The sequence below is a fragment of the Elstera litoralis genome (assembly GCF_000963705.1).
Taxonomy (GTDB): Bacteria; Pseudomonadota; Alphaproteobacteria; order Elsterales; family Elsteraceae; genus Elstera; species Elstera litoralis.
In genome coordinates, this window is sequence record NZ_LAJY01000125.1 from 1 (window position 1) to 13,627 (window position 13,627).

Annotated in this window: 8 protein-coding genes, 1 tRNA gene and 1 pseudogene; 6 read left to right on the forward strand and 4 right to left on the reverse strand. The window is 59.4% G+C overall.

Annotation, left to right across the window (positions count from 1 at the left end; translation table 11 throughout):
• The 4 genes and pseudogenes from VZ95_RS25200 to ilvD form a co-directional block, all read left to right on the forward strand.
• On the forward strand, window positions 1-888 hold an 888-nt coding region (locus VZ95_RS25200), incomplete at its 5' end, for an acyltransferase family protein (protein WP_045775076.1).
• Window positions 889-963: 75 nt separating this feature from the next.
• Window positions 964-3,686 (forward strand): annotated as a pseudogene (gene gyrA, locus VZ95_RS06155) (DNA gyrase subunit A).
• A 70-nt stretch (window positions 3,687-3,756) separates the two neighbouring features.
• Window positions 3,757-4,311 carry a pantetheine-phosphate adenylyltransferase gene (gene coaD, locus VZ95_RS06160; protein WP_408606071.1) on the forward strand — a complete coding sequence of 185 codons (555 nt, stop codon included), beginning with the start codon at window positions 3,757-3,759 and terminating at the stop codon, window positions 4,309-4,311.
• Window positions 4,312-4,336: 25 nt separating this feature from the next.
• The gene (ilvD, locus tag VZ95_RS06165; protein WP_045775077.1) at window positions 4,337-6,166 is read left to right on the forward strand and encodes a dihydroxy-acid dehydratase; all 1,830 of its coding nucleotides are present in this window, start codon (window positions 4,337-4,339) and stop codon (window positions 6,164-6,166) included.
• A 107-nt stretch (window positions 6,167-6,273) separates the two neighbouring features.
• Here the strand turns inward: ilvD and VZ95_RS06170 are convergent.
• Window positions 6,274-6,349: transfer RNA gene (locus VZ95_RS06170), tRNA-Lys, on the reverse strand.
• A gap of 367 nt (window positions 6,350-6,716) precedes the next feature.
• Between VZ95_RS06170 and VZ95_RS06175 the strand changes: the two genes are divergently transcribed.
• A complete protein-coding gene (locus tag VZ95_RS06175; protein ID WP_045775078.1) occupies window positions 6,717-7,814 on the forward strand; it encodes a TRAP transporter substrate-binding protein in 1,098 nt (365 codons plus the stop codon).
• A gap of 56 nt (window positions 7,815-7,870) precedes the next feature.
• On the opposite strand, the gene VZ95_RS06180 is transcribed toward VZ95_RS06175, so the two are convergent.
• On the reverse strand, window positions 7,871-9,961 hold the full coding sequence (locus VZ95_RS06180; RefSeq protein WP_198148124.1) for a HAMP domain-containing methyl-accepting chemotaxis protein: 2,091 nt from the start codon (window positions 9,959-9,961) through the stop codon (window positions 7,871-7,873).
• Window positions 9,962-10,865: 904 nt separating this feature from the next.
• Between VZ95_RS06180 and VZ95_RS06185 the strand changes: the two genes are divergently transcribed.
• Entirely contained in the window at window positions 10,866-11,129 is a 264-nt protein-coding gene (locus VZ95_RS06185; RefSeq protein WP_045775079.1) for a hypothetical protein, read from the forward strand.
• Window positions 11,130-11,151: 22 nt separating this feature from the next.
• On the opposite strand, the gene VZ95_RS06190 is transcribed toward VZ95_RS06185, so the two are convergent.
• Both VZ95_RS06190 and VZ95_RS06195 read right to left on the reverse strand, forming a co-directional pair.
• Window positions 11,152-12,318 (reverse strand): AGE family epimerase/isomerase, encoded by a 1,167-nt coding sequence (locus VZ95_RS06190; RefSeq protein ID WP_198148125.1) that lies wholly within the window; start codon window positions 12,316-12,318, stop codon window positions 11,152-11,154.
• A gap of 2 nt (window positions 12,319-12,320) precedes the next feature.
• Window positions 12,321-13,627, reverse strand: a 1,307-nt coding sequence (locus VZ95_RS06195; RefSeq protein ID WP_045775080.1) for a replicative DNA helicase, incomplete at its 5' end; no start/stop codon positions are given.

Below are 13,627 nucleotides of genomic sequence, written 5' to 3' on the forward strand. Positions count from 1 at the left end.
CCGGCAATGCTGATCCTGTCGTTCGTGAATTATGGCGGGAGTTTTCTCTTCCCCCATCGGCCGCTGGGCTTACCGAGCCTCCGCGATCTTTTGCCGGGGCTTACGTTTTTGGAACCAGAGTTCTGGGCGTTGCTGATCGGCAAACCAAGACCGATCTTGGAGCTGAGTTTCTGGACGTTATATGTTGAAGTGAAATTCTACATTATTTTCGGCGCTTTATATTTTTGGTTCGGTTTGAATCGTGCGATTTTTGGGTTGATTTTTTTATTTTTCTCATTTTGCCTTGCGGCCGGAATATCAATTTTATTTGGAGATTATTCTTGGAGAAATGATATATATTTTAAAATAATTATGGATATGCGACATTATAGCTGGTTTGTTGTTGGAATTTTAGCGTTTCGTTATAAGGAAACTCAGGATACCCGCTGGCTGTACGGCGCGGTAGGGATGATGCTTCTATCGGTCTTGGTGCTGTTCGGGCGAAACTTTGACTTGAAGCTCCCCGGGCTGCTGATGGGGACGTTCTTTATCGCCGCGATTTGGTTCGCGTGGCTGCAGCGGCTCTTAGCCTCGCGGGCGCTCGTGTTCGTCGGTGGTATCTCCTATCCGCTTTATCTTATTCACGAGAATACCAGCGTTGCGCTAGCGGTTGAGGTCGGGGCACTTTTTTCCACAGTTGCCGAGTGTCCTCATACCCCTTGGGCCGATCGCTGTGGTGATGGTGATCGCCTGGATAACCGCCCGCTGGCCGGAGCCTTGGCTTCGCGACCGCCTGCGTGGCGTAAAGATTGTTCGCCGCCGCAAGACTTGCTAGGGTGCGGACCGACTTTGTGCCGAGACCGGCGCATAAAGTTTCAGGCCGATCTCGGCTTGGGAAGTGATGATTAGGGAAGTGCTGTTTTGACCAATCCGCCGCTGTTGCCCCCCGCTTTCGATATCGTTCCCGTCACGATTGAAGAGGAAATGCGCCGCTCGTACCTCGATTACGCCATGAGCGTCATCGTGTCGCGCGCGCTCCCCGACGTGCGCGACGGGCTGAAGCCGGTGCACCGCCGTATTCTCTTCTCGATGAAAGAGCAGGGGTACGATTGGAATAAGAGCTACCGTAAGTCGGCCCGCATCGTCGGGGACGTGATCGGTAAATACCATCCGCATGGCGACGTGGCGATTTACGACGCGATGGTGCGGATGGCGCAGGAGTTTTCCATGCGCCTGCCGCTGATCGACGGGCAGGGGAACTTCGGTTCGATGGACGGCGACCGCGCGGCGGCGATGCGTTACACCGAAGCCCGCCTGTCGAAAGCCGCCGATCATCTGTTGCGCGATATCGACCGCGACACGGTCTCTTTCCAAGCGAACTATGATAATACCGAGGTGGAACCCACGGTTCTGCCAGCGGAATTTCCCAATTTGCTGGTGAATGGCGCGGGCGGGATTGCGGTCGGGATGGCGACCAATATTCCCCCCCATAATCTCGGCGAAGTGATCGACGCCTGTATCGCTTACCTCGATACGCCGGATATTCCGGTCGAAGCGCTGATGCAGATTATCCCGGGTCCCGATTTCCCCACGGGCGCGATTATCCTGGGGCGCGGCGGCATTATGGATGCCTTCCGCACCGGGCGCGGCAGCGTGGTGATGCGCGCCAAGACCGATATCGAGACCTTTAAGAAAGACCGGCAGGCCATCATCGTTACGGAAGTTCCGTATCAGGTGAATAAGGCTAAGATGCTGGAAAAAATGGCCGAATTGGTGAATGCCAAGGTCATTGAAGGCATCTCCGATCTACGCGACGAAAGCGACCGCGACGGTGTGCGCGTCGTCATCGAACTTAAGCGCGATGCCACGCCCGAAGTGGTGCTGAACCAGCTCTACCGGCACACGCCGCTGCAAACCAGCTTCGGTGTGAATATGCTCGCCATCAACGGCGGTCGCCCGGAGATGATGAGCCTTAAAGACGTTATCGTCGCCTTCTGCGCCTTCCGCGAAGAAGTGGTGCATCGCCGCACGGCCTATGAGTTGCGCAAAGCGCGCGAACGCGGCCATGTGCTCGCCGGGCTCGCGATGGCGGTTGCCAATATCGACGATGTGATCGTGCTGATCCGCACCGCGCCGGACCCCGTCGTTGCCCGCGAACAATTGATGGCACGCAACTGGCCCGCCCGCGACGTGGCCCCGTTGATCGCGCTGATCGACGATCCCGATCATCTGGTGGCGGACGACGGCACCTATCGCCTGTCGGAAATCCAAGCCCGCGCCATTCTCGATCTGCGCCTGCAACGCTTGACCGGCCTCGAACGCGATAAGATCGCGGGCGAATTGGGCGAGCTTGGCGAGCAGATTAAGGATTACCTCGATATTCTGGCAAAACGCGACCGCGTGCTGGATATCATTCGGGCCGAACTGACGGCGATTAAGGACGAGTTCGCCACGCCGCGCCGCACGCAGATCGACGATTCGGAAATCGATACCGATATCGAAGCGCTCATCCAGCGCGAAGATATGGTCGTGACCGTCAGCCACGCCGGGTACATCAAGCGCGTCGCGCTCTCCTCCTACCGCTCGCAGCGACGCGGCGGCAAGGGCCGGGCGGGGATGGCGACGCGCGAGGAAGATTTTGTCGAGCGCGTCTTCGTCGCCAATACCCATACGCCGGTGCTGTTCTTCACCACCAAGGGCCGCGCCTTTGAAACGAAGGTTTGGCGCTTGCCGGAAAGCACGCCGCAGGGCCGCGGCAAGCCGATGGTGAACTTGCTGCCCGCGCTGCAAATGGGCGAGCGCATCGCCACCGTTCTGCCGCTGCCCGATGTGGACGAACGCGAGGGCCTGACGATTCTCTTCGCCACCTCGAAAGGCGAAGTGCGCCGCAATGCGCTGTCGGACTTCCTCAACATCAAGTCAAACGGCAAAATTGCCATGAAGCTTGAGGATGAGGACGGCAATAATCTGGGCGATCTCATTGGCGTTTCGGTGGCGCGCGCCGATCAAGACGTGCTGCTCTCCACCCGCCTCGGCAAAGCTATTCGCTTCTCGGTGGACGATATCCGCGTCTTCCAGTCGCGCGCGTCGACCGGCGTGCGCGGGATTCGCCTCGCCTATGAAGACGCTGTGATGTCGATGGCAATTCTCGATACTGTTCCGGCCAGCCCGGCGGAGCGCGACGCGTACTTACGCCGGGCGCCGCCCTGCGGCGGGCGGCGGGCGACGAAGCGGGCGTCGAGATCGTCGGCGACGATGAAACCGATCTGCTGGATGAAGCCGTCACCCTGTCGGAAGAGCGGTTCTTGGAACTCCAAGCCGTTGAACAGTTCTTGCTGACGGTCACGGAACGCGGCTTCGGGAAGCGCAGCTCGGCCTATGAATATCGGAAAACCGGGCGCGGCGGCCAGGGCATCGCTGGGATGGATATCACGCAGAAGAACGGTCCGGTCGTCGGCGCTTTCCCGGTCAGCGAAAGCGACCAGATCATGCTCGTTACCGATGGCGGCCAGTTGATCCGCATTCCGGTGGCGGGCATCCGCATCGCCGGGCGTAAAACCCAGGGCGTGACGCTGTTTAAAGTGGAAACTGCTGAACGCGTCGTTTCCGTCACCCGTCTCGACGATACCGGCGAGGAGCCGGGCGAGGAAGGCGACGAGGGCACGCCGCCCGCGACCGATAGCGCGCCGCCGTCCTTACTGGTGTAATAGGTAATCCGAAGGGGCAAGGCCGCGCGGGCGTGGGAGCCGGCGGCCTCAGGGGGAGGGAAACCCAGGAATGTCGGCCACAACCGTGCCCCAAATGGGCGGCGAAAAACCGGGGGCGGTCGTGCTGCGCGCGGCAGTCTACCCCGGCACCTTCGACCCCGTGACCTCCGGTCATATCGATATTATCCGGCGGGCCGCGCGCATTTGCGACCGGCTGATTGTCGGCGTGGCCAAGAATGCCGGGAAGGGGCCGCTGTTCTCGCTGGATGAGCGGGTGGCCCTGCTGAGCGCCGAGGTTCTGTTGCTGCCCGAGTGCGACCGGATTACCGTCGTCCCCTTCGAAGGTTTGCTAATAAATTTTGCGGTCGAGCATGGCGCGGCGCAAATTGTGCGCGGGCTGCGCGCTGTTTCGGACTTTGAATATGAGTTTCAGATGGCCGGGATGAATTCCAAGCTCAACCCGGCGATCGAGACCGTGTTTCTGATGGCCGCCGACGGTCAGCAGTTCGTTTCCTCGCGGTTCGTGAAGGAAATCGGTAAGCTCGGCGGCGATATTTCGCGCTTCGTCAGCCCCCGGATCGAAGCCGCCCTGCAACAGCGTTTTGCTGAACAAGAAGAAGACTAAGCCGCCTCGGAAAGAAGGGTGAATCATGCCTCATTATCGTTCCAGAACCACGACGCACGGTCGCAACATGGCAGGCGCACGCGGCCTATGGCGCGCGACCGGCATGAAGGATTCCGATTTCGGCAAGCCGATCATCGCCGTCGTCAACTCCTTCACCCAATTCGTTCCCGGCCATGTTCACCTGAAAGATCTCGGGCAGTTGGTGGCGCGGGAGATTGAGGCGGCGGGCGGCGTTGCCAAGGAATTCAATACGATTGCCGTCGATGACGGGATCGCGATGGGCCATGACGGTATGCTCTATTCGCTGCCCTCGCGCGAGCTGATCGCCGACTCGGTCGAATATATGGTCAATGCCCATTGCGCCGATGCGATGGTCTGCATCTCGAACTGCGACAAGATCACCCCCGGTATGCTGATGGCGGCGATGCGCCTCAATATTCCGGTGGTGTTCGTCTCGGGTGGCCCGATGGAAGCGGGCAAGGTGATCCTTCAGGGTAAGGAAAAAGCGCTCGATCTGGTCGATGCGATGGTCGCCGCCGCCGATAGCCGGGTGAGCGACGAGGATGTGAAAGCCATCGAACGTTCGGCCTGCCCGACCTGCGGTTCGTGCTCCGGCATGTTCACCGCCAATTCGATGAACTGCCTCACCGAAGCCCTTGGCCTGTCGCTGCCCGGCAATGGCTCGACCCTCGCCACCCATGCCGACCGCAAGCGCCTGTTCGTTGAAGCCGGGCATCTCATCGTCGATCTGGCGCGCCGCTATTACGAGGGCGACGATGCGTCCGTGCTGCCGCGCAATATTGCGACCTTTGCCGCGTTCGAAAACGCGATGACGCTCGATATCGCGATGGGCGGCTCCACCAATACGGTGCTGCATCTGTTGGCGGCGGCCCATGAAGCCGAGATCAATTTCACGATGGCCGATATCGATCGGCTGTCGCGCCGGGTGCCGGTGCTGTGCAAGGTCGCGCCCGCTAAGTCGGACGTTCATATGGAAGACGTGCATCGCGCGGGCGGGATTATGGCGATCCTGGGCGAACTCGACCGCGCCGGGCTTCTCGATACCTCCGTTGGCTCGGTTCACGCGGGCACGCTCGCGGCGGCCCTGGATCGGTGGGACGTGGTGCGAACCTCGGCCGAGAGCGTGCATGAGTTCTTCCGCGCGGCCCCCGGCGGCGTGCCGACCCAGGTGGCCTTCTCGCAGGCGCGCCGGTACGACAGCGTCGATACCGACCGCGCGACCGGCGTTATCCGAAATGCCGACCATGCCTTTTCGAAAGACGGCGGCCTCGCCGTGCTTTACGGCAATCTGGCGGAAGACGGCTGCATCGTGAAAACCGCCGGGGTCGATGCCTCGGTGCTCACCTTCTCGGGGAAGGCGCGGCTGTTCGAAAGCCAGGATGATGCCGTTAGCGCCATTCTCAGCGGCCATGTGGTTGCGGGCGATGTGGTGCTCATCCGTTACGAAGGCCCGCGCGGCGGGCCGGGGATGCAGGAGATGCTGTACCCGACCAGCTATCTGAAATCCAAGGGCCTCGATAAGGTCTGCGCGCTGGTGACGGACGGGCGCTTCTCGGGCGGCTCCTCCGGCCTCTCCATCGGCCATGTCTCGCCCGAAGCGGCGGAAGGCGGCTTAATTGGCCTGGTGGAAGAGGGCGACCAGATCGCCATCGACATTCCCAACCGCTCGATTCGGTTGGTGGTCGAGGATGATATTCTGGCGCAACGCCGGGAGGCGCGGAACGCCCTCGGCTGGGTGCCCGCCAACCCGCGCCCGCGCAAAGTTTCGATGGCGCTGCGCGCCTATGCGGCGATGACGACCAGCGCCTCGAAAGGCGCGGTTCGGAAGATCTAAACGCTATCCTGCGCCAAGGTTCAGCAGCCTTGGCGCAGGATTAAAAATTCAAAGCCCGCGCATATAAAAACCCGCCAAGTCGATGACTTGGCGGGTTTTTGGCCCAATGGTGAGCTCGTCGGGATTCGAACCCGAGACCCCATGATTAAAAGTCACGTGCTCTACCGGCTGAGCTACGAGCTCCCCTGTTGGGAGGCGCACCATAAGCGGGGGCGGGCGAGGGGTCAAGCCTCGCAATAGAGTGAATGTGTTAGCCCTCCTTAGGGCCTGATAATCCCCGGGGAAGGTCGGCAAATACCGCGTATCGGCAACGGATTCCGATGGGTCCTTCAAGGAACTCGGGAAGACGCGCGGAAGAGTATTTCCCCGTTTGAGCCTCCGTGAAACGAATCTTGTGTTTTTAACGCCGCCAGTGTTAGGGTCTGTCCCAGCATAGGTGCCATGCGAATCAGGGATGACCCGAACATCCCCTACAGCGTGGCGCCGACGTGCTGGGGTTGGGCGCAATAGTCCCAACCGGAGATCAAAAAAACCTTGGGGAGAAGGACGAATGGAGCGTCGGAAGTTTTTGAAAGCTGCTGGGATTGGCGCGGCTGCAACCACGATTGCAGCCCCGGCGATTGCCCAGAGCAACCCTGAAATAAAGTGGCGCTGCGCGTCGAGCTTCCCGAAGAGCCTCGATACGATTTTCGGCGCGGCGGAATATACCGCCAAGCGCGTCGCGGAAATGACCGATGGCAAGTTCCAAATTCGCGTGTTCGCCGGCGGCGAAATCGTTCCCGCGCTGCAAGTGCTGGATGCGGTGCAGGCCAATACGGTCGAATGCGGCCATACCGCCAGTTATTATTATGTCGGGAAAGACCCGACCTTCGCCTTCGATACCGCCATTCCGTTTGGCCTGAACACGCGTCAGCAAATGGCGTGGCAGTATCAGGGCGGCGGGCAGGAGCTGCTGCGCGAGTTCTTCAAAGGCTACAATACGTATAATATTCCGCTCGGGCACACCGGCTCGCAGATGGGCGGTTGGTTCCGCAAGGAAATTAAAACCGTTCAAGATTTGTCCGGCCTCAAGATGCGCATCGGCGGTTTCGCCGGTCAGGTGCTCTCGAAGCTCGGGGCCGTGCCGCAGCAGATCCCCGGCGGCGATATTTACCCGGCACTGGAAAAGGGCACCATCGACGCCGCCGAGTGGATCGGCCCGTATGACGATGAAAAGCTCGGCTTCTACAAAGTCGCCAAATATTATTACTATCCCGGTTGGTGGGAAGGCGGCGCCCAGCTTTCGATGCTGGTGAACGATGCCCAGTTCCAGGCGCTGCCGAAGGCCTATCAGCAGGTTCTCGAAACCGCCTGCGCCGATGGCAATAACTACATGCTGGCTAAATATGACGCGGCAAACCCGACCGCCCTGCGCACGCTCGTTGGCAAAGGGGCCGTGTTGCGGCCGTTCCCGCGTGAAGTGATGGCCGCCTGCTACAAGGCTGCGTTCGACCTTTACGACGAAGTCGCCGCGAAGAACGAAAAGTTCAAGAAGATCTACGAACCGTGGAAAGCCTTCCGCGAAGACCAATATGCGTGGTTCCGCGTTGCGGAAAATACCTTCGATAACTTCGTTTACAGCGGCGGCGGTCAACCCCCGAAGAAGTAAGCGATTATTGATTGTCGATAAAAGGAAGCGAGGGAGAAATCCCTCGCTTCTTTCTTTTAAGCGCGGACGCGCGCAACGAAACTCCGCACGGCCGTTTGTAAGAACTCGGCTTGATGGGATAGATCGCCCGCCACGGTTAGAACTTCCGCCGCCGATGCGCCCGTCGTTTCCGCCGTTGACCGGACCGCCAGGATATTGTCGGAGACAAGGCGGGAGCCATCGGCGGCCTGCTGAACGTTCCGGGTGATTTCGCGCGTCGCGGCCCCCTGCTGCTCGACGGCGGCGGCGACGCTTGCCGTGATATGGTTGATCGACGCGATGATGCTTGAGACCGACTGAATCGCCTTCACCGAATGGCTGCTTTCGCGCTGAATCGCACCGATTTGCGTTTGAATATCCTCGGTGGCTTTTGCGGTTTGACTGGCGAGGGCTTTGACTTCGTTAGCGACGACGGCAAAGCCTTTCCCAGCTTCCCCGGCGCGGGCGGCTTCGATGGTAGCATTGAGGGCAAGCAGATTGGTTTGTTCGGCAATCGCTTGAATAAGGCGCACGACATCGTCGATTTTCAGCGCGGCGGTTGCCAGTTTCTGCACGCCTGCATCGGTGGTTCCAGCTTCATCGACCGCCTGCTGGGCGACGCGATTGGCCTCGGTCACTTGCCGGGCGATTTCATGGATCGAGGCCGTTAGCTCCTCGGCGGCGCTCGCGACGGTTTGCACATTGTGGCTGCCTTGCTCGGCGGCTTCGGCGACCGTGTGGGTTTGCGTGAGCGCCTGCGCGGCGGTGCTGGAGAGATGTTCGGCGCTGGCGCGCATATGCTGAGCGGCGGTTGAGACGCTGGTGACGATGGTTGCGACCGAGGCTTCGAATTCGGTCGCCATGCTGGCCATTGCCGCGCGCTTTTCGTCTTCCAAGCGGCGGCTTTGCGCTTCGGCTTCTTGCTCCATCGCTTGAACGCGCTCGGCATTCTCTTTGAAGATCTGGACGGCGGCGGCCATGCGGCCCACTTCGTCGCGGCGCTCCAGGGCGGGGATTTTGATATTCAGCGTCCCATTGGCGAGCTGCGTCATCGCCTCCGTCATCAGTTTCAGCGGCGGAACGATGCCGCGTTGCGTGGCAATCACGATCAACGCGGTCAAGAAAATCACGCAAACGAGCAGAACGATCAGCGCTTGCCTGAGGTCTTGGGCCGATTGCGTCACGGCACCGGCCTCAAACTCCACCATGCGGCTTTGAACGGTGACGAAACCGCCGGAGCGCAACCCCATCGCATCTTCGCGGCCCTCAAGCTGATCCATGAGCTTATCGACGAGGGGGGTTACTTGGGTATTCAGCAGAAAATCCGCCTGATTCCACCCAGCCTCCTGGCGCAGGGCGATAAGCTGGGTGGCAATCGGTTCGATTTGCAGCATGAGCTGTTTGATCGACGCCCCGGCCATCCGCTGCCCGCCGGTCATCACCTCCTGCTGCGCATCGAGCTTCTGCACCTGGGCGGTGAAATTCTTCCAGATTCCCTCATATTGTGTTTTGTAGAGCTCATCCCCGGTCATCAGGTAGGTTTGCAGCGAGGCAAGCACTTGAACGGCTTCCCCGCGAATCGTTGCCAGGGTTTCCATTAGCAGTTTACGCGGCCCGCCCTCGGGGAGGCGCGCCTCTTCTTCCACAAGGGCGCGCGCCATCTGAATGGTCCGGGCGATCTTCGGTTGCGCTTCTTCGGTGAAAATCGTCATGCCCTTGGCTTCTTCCGGGGTCCCCAGAATGGCCACGACCGATTTTTGAGCTTCTTCCAAGGGCGTAAGCGCCGTCGTGAGCTTTTCCCAGTCCTGGCGCTCAAGATCGGTCAGATGGACCGAGGTGAGCTGTTGGGCAATAACCTCTAGGTCTGAATGGATCCGCACCCACGAGGCCTCCCACGCCCGGAGCCGCCCCGGTTCGCGCAAGGCAACATAGGCGCGCAATCTTTCTAGACTGCCATAGATTGAGGCCGCCAACTTCTGCCCGGCTAAGGCCGAGGGCACGCGGTTGCGCACCATTTGATCGACAATCGAGCGGTTCTCTTCGGTGCGCTGAATGGTGAAGGCCACCATACCCACGAAGACCAACCCCACGGCGGCAAACCCGGAGATCAAACGTCCCCGAATTCCCATAACTCCCCCACGAGCCATGTGTCCCTCTCTCACCCCCAGGCGTAACAGGTCAGGGTCGATGGGGGATTTTCCCTCTCATCACCCCTATGGCGGGTCACAAAACCGCCCCTGTTTCCCTTGGAAAATAATTCTGTGCTAATTTGCTTGTAACAAGTGGGCCGCCAACTTGTCATCGTATCTTCTTCCCATTCATCGACTTAAAGCAAAAAAGAGACCATATTTGCTTGAGCCCCGCGAGTACCGGGAAAAATTCTAAATATTCGAGTGGATGCAGTATTTAATTTTGTAAAAATTTATGAAGGTTTTAGTCAAAGGAAGGTGGGGCGGGAAACTTGGCTTTTTCTGGGTCTAAATTTATTTATTGACTCGCTATTATGTGGATAAAACACTTAAGCCTCCTACCGCCGATAAAATCGAGCCGTACGGTTCGAGCCGTCTTCTCAAAGGGGGGCAGATCGAAATAACGGCACTATCGTCTAATTCAGAGGCATCCCGCGCGCGCTAAACCCGCCTTGGGGGGTGGTAAGAAAAAGCGCCGCCCTGCGGGGGCTCGGCGACAGGTGCAGAGCCCGTTTTGTCTTATCGGGATATTCGAAAGCAATGTTAGATAAATGCTGTTATGATGCTATGATTCTATCTAAAGCAACTATAAAGGGTTACTGCTCCACTTGGAACGCTTTCCCGCTTGTGCTATCCGGCAAATCTCTCGACAGTGAGTATGTAAAACTTCGTGGTGTCTTGGACTGAATCAAGGAAAACTCGTGCTGGAGACTCTTTGGTTTTTTAAGTCATATCAGTGAAATGTTAGGTGGTCTGCCTTGAATACATATATATTCATTGGAATTTCTGTTGGAATTTTTCGGAATTAAAGCTTTAATTGGCTTCCAGGCAAAGGAGGCCCGTCATGTACGATCATGCCGAACAGGATTCCGACCCCGCTGCGGCGCTGACCGCCTCTCACGCGGCGCGAACGGCGGCGGCGATTGCTGCCTGCCTTGCGTCGCTGGCGGAGGAGGCGACGGAGGTGGGGCTAGCCTCGCTTGCTGTTTTTATCGGGGCGGCGGCGGATTTCGCGCAGCAGGAAGCGACGCAGCGCGCCCGTCCGGCGGGGCAAGCCTTCGGTCGCCCGAGCCTCGTTTGGTCGGCCCCGGAACCCGAACAGGTTTAACGCGCCAGCGCGTCTGAAAGTTTTAACGCGCCAGCGCGTCCAGGGCCTCGTCCAGCGCAAAATACAGATGATAGTGCGTGCTGGCCGGAAGAAAATCACTCATCGGCTGCAAGTCGGCGGTGAGATGCTCATGCCAACGGCCATCGGGGTGTAGATAGGCCGTGAAGAGAAACTCTAACCGTGCCAGCAGCGGTGCCAGTGTCGCTGCGGAGGGGGCTGCCGAATAGGCCGAGGCATAGGTTTTGATGGCTTCCGACTGCGGCCAGATGCGCTTCGTCGTTTGTAAAACGCGCCCGTCGCGGCCCATTTGATCGTAGGCACCACCCCGGAGAGCATCGCTCCCCTGGGTTGCCGCCCAGTCGGTCAGCCGGGCGGCGAGGGGGAGCAGGCTGGCATCGTCCAGCAACCTTGCGGCATCGCGCAGCAACCAAGCCCATTCGAAATGGTGTCCGGGCTCTAGAATCACCCCCTCTGGCCCCGTGGGGTTCCCATCGGCGTCGAAAAACTCACCCAGCACGCCGGGCTGCGGCGCATAGAAGCGCGTGCGGAACAGCGCGATTAGGTCCTGCACACCCGTCCGATAGGCGGCATCGCCGCTAACGTCGAGCAACGCCAGCGCTGCTTCGAACAGATGCATATGCGGGTTCTGCACCAGCCCGCACTTTTCGATCGCCCAATCGGCGGCGGCTTCTGCCGCGAGCCAACCTTGCGGCAGGCGCAACTTGGCCTGGATCAGGCCCCAGGTTTCGGCGGCGAGGGCCAGGGCTTCGGCTTGCTTACGGCCCAACCGTGCGTAATGGGCGAGGGCGAAGAGAATGAAGGCGTGGGCGTAAAAATCCTTGCGCCCATCGAGCAGGCTGCCGTCCCGGCGCAAGCTGAACACCCAGCCGCCGTGTTTTCGATCCTGAAACCGCTCGGTCAGCGTGGCGAAGGCATAATCGGCCAGGGCGTGATGGTCGGATCGGTCGAAACGATGGGCCGCGGCGCTCCACAGATAGAGTTGCCGCGCACAGACCATCGAACGACGCTGGTCGGGGCCGGTCGGGGCCAGGGTTTTCGAATCCAGGCGCTCGAAAAACCCCCAGGCCTCCCGGTCAATCCCGTGGTTTGCCCAGAGCGGCAGATGCGCTTCCAGTAGCCACGCACGGCAACGCGCCACCCAGGCACTCTGATCCAACGAGAGGGACACGATCAATAATCCTCGGGTAGATGCTCGGCTTCCGCCAAATCGCTGAAGCGGGTGGTATTGCCGTCGAAATGCACGACGACGCGGCCAATGGGGCCGTGGCGCTGCTTGGCGATATTTATTTCGGCGCGATTATGGTAACGATCCATTTCGGCTTTCCACGCGTCATGCTCGGCGGTGCCTTCGGGCGGCTCTTTGCGGGCGAGGTAATATTCCTCGCGGTAAATGAACATCACCACGTCGGCGTCTTGCTCAATCGAGCCCGATTCGCGCAGGTCCGAGAGTTGCGGGTGTTTGTCTTCGCGGTTTTCCACCTGGCGGGAGAGCTGCGACAGGGCAATCACCGGCACGTCCAATTCTTTGGCGATGGCTTTGAGCCCACGGGTGATTTCCGAGACTTCCTGCACGCGGTTGTCACTGCTGGAGCGATCCGTGCCGCGCAGAAGCTGAAGGTAATCGACAACGATTAAATCGAGATTGGATTGCCGCTTCAACCGCCGCGCCCGCGTGCGGACCGAGGTGATCGACAGCGCTGGTGTGTCGTCAATAAAGAGGCTCAAGCGCTCTAACTGCTGGCTGGCGATCACCAGCCGCTCGAAATCATCGGGCTGCAAATCGCCGCGCTGGATGCGGTGCGATTGGATTTGTGACACATCTGCAAGCACGCGGGTCGCAAGCTGTTCGGACGACATTTCGAGACTAAAAAACGCCACCGAATGCTTGCGCTGCGTCTCCGGGTCTTTAACCGCGCGCGCAGCATTATAGGCGATATTGGTCGCGAGCGCGGTTTTCCCCATCGAGGGGCGGGCGGCGAGAATTATTAGATCTGAATTATGCAGGCCACCAAGCAGTTTATCCAAGTCTCGCAGACCGCTGGGCACGCCCGCAAGCTTCCCGTCGCGCCGATACGCGGCTTCGGCCATGCGCAGGGAGGCGGTAATCGCCTGATGAAACGGCTGAAACCCCGTATCGATATCGCCGACCGTCGCTAGATTGAACAATTGCTGCTCTACCAGTTCAATCTGCGTCTGGGCAGTTTGGTCGGGCAGCGGGCTGAAGGCTAGGTTTACGGTTTCCTCGCCGATTTCGATCAACTGGCGGCGGATAAAGAGTTCGTGAATCACCCTGCCATAATGTTCGGCGTTGATGACCGAGACGAGCGAGCCCGCCAGCGTCATCAAATACTGAAACCCACCGACTTCGGTGAGATCTTGATTCGACTCGAAATATTGCTTGAGGGTGATCGGATCGGCGATTTGACCCCGGTCGATCAACTTGCCGACGGCTTCGAAGATTTTACCGTGAATGCGGT

Bases quoted from the DNA above. Each gene is read 5' to 3' on its own strand.
- coaD (WP_408606071.1), top strand. From the start codon at position 3,757: ATGTCGGCCACAACCGTGCCCCAAATGGGCGGCGAAAAACCGGGGGCG.
- ilvD (WP_045775077.1), top strand. From the start codon at position 4,337: ATGCCTCATTATCGTTCCAGAACCACGACGCACGGTCGCAACATGGCA.
- VZ95_RS06175 (WP_045775078.1), top strand. From the start codon at position 6,717: ATGGAGCGTCGGAAGTTTTTGAAAGCTGCTGGGATTGGCGCGGCTGCA.
- VZ95_RS06180 (WP_198148124.1), bottom strand. From the start codon at position 9,961: ATGGGAATTCGGGGACGTTTGATCTCCGGGTTTGCCGCCGTGGGGTTG.
- VZ95_RS06185 (WP_045775079.1), top strand. From the start codon at position 10,866: ATGTACGATCATGCCGAACAGGATTCCGACCCCGCTGCGGCGCTGACC.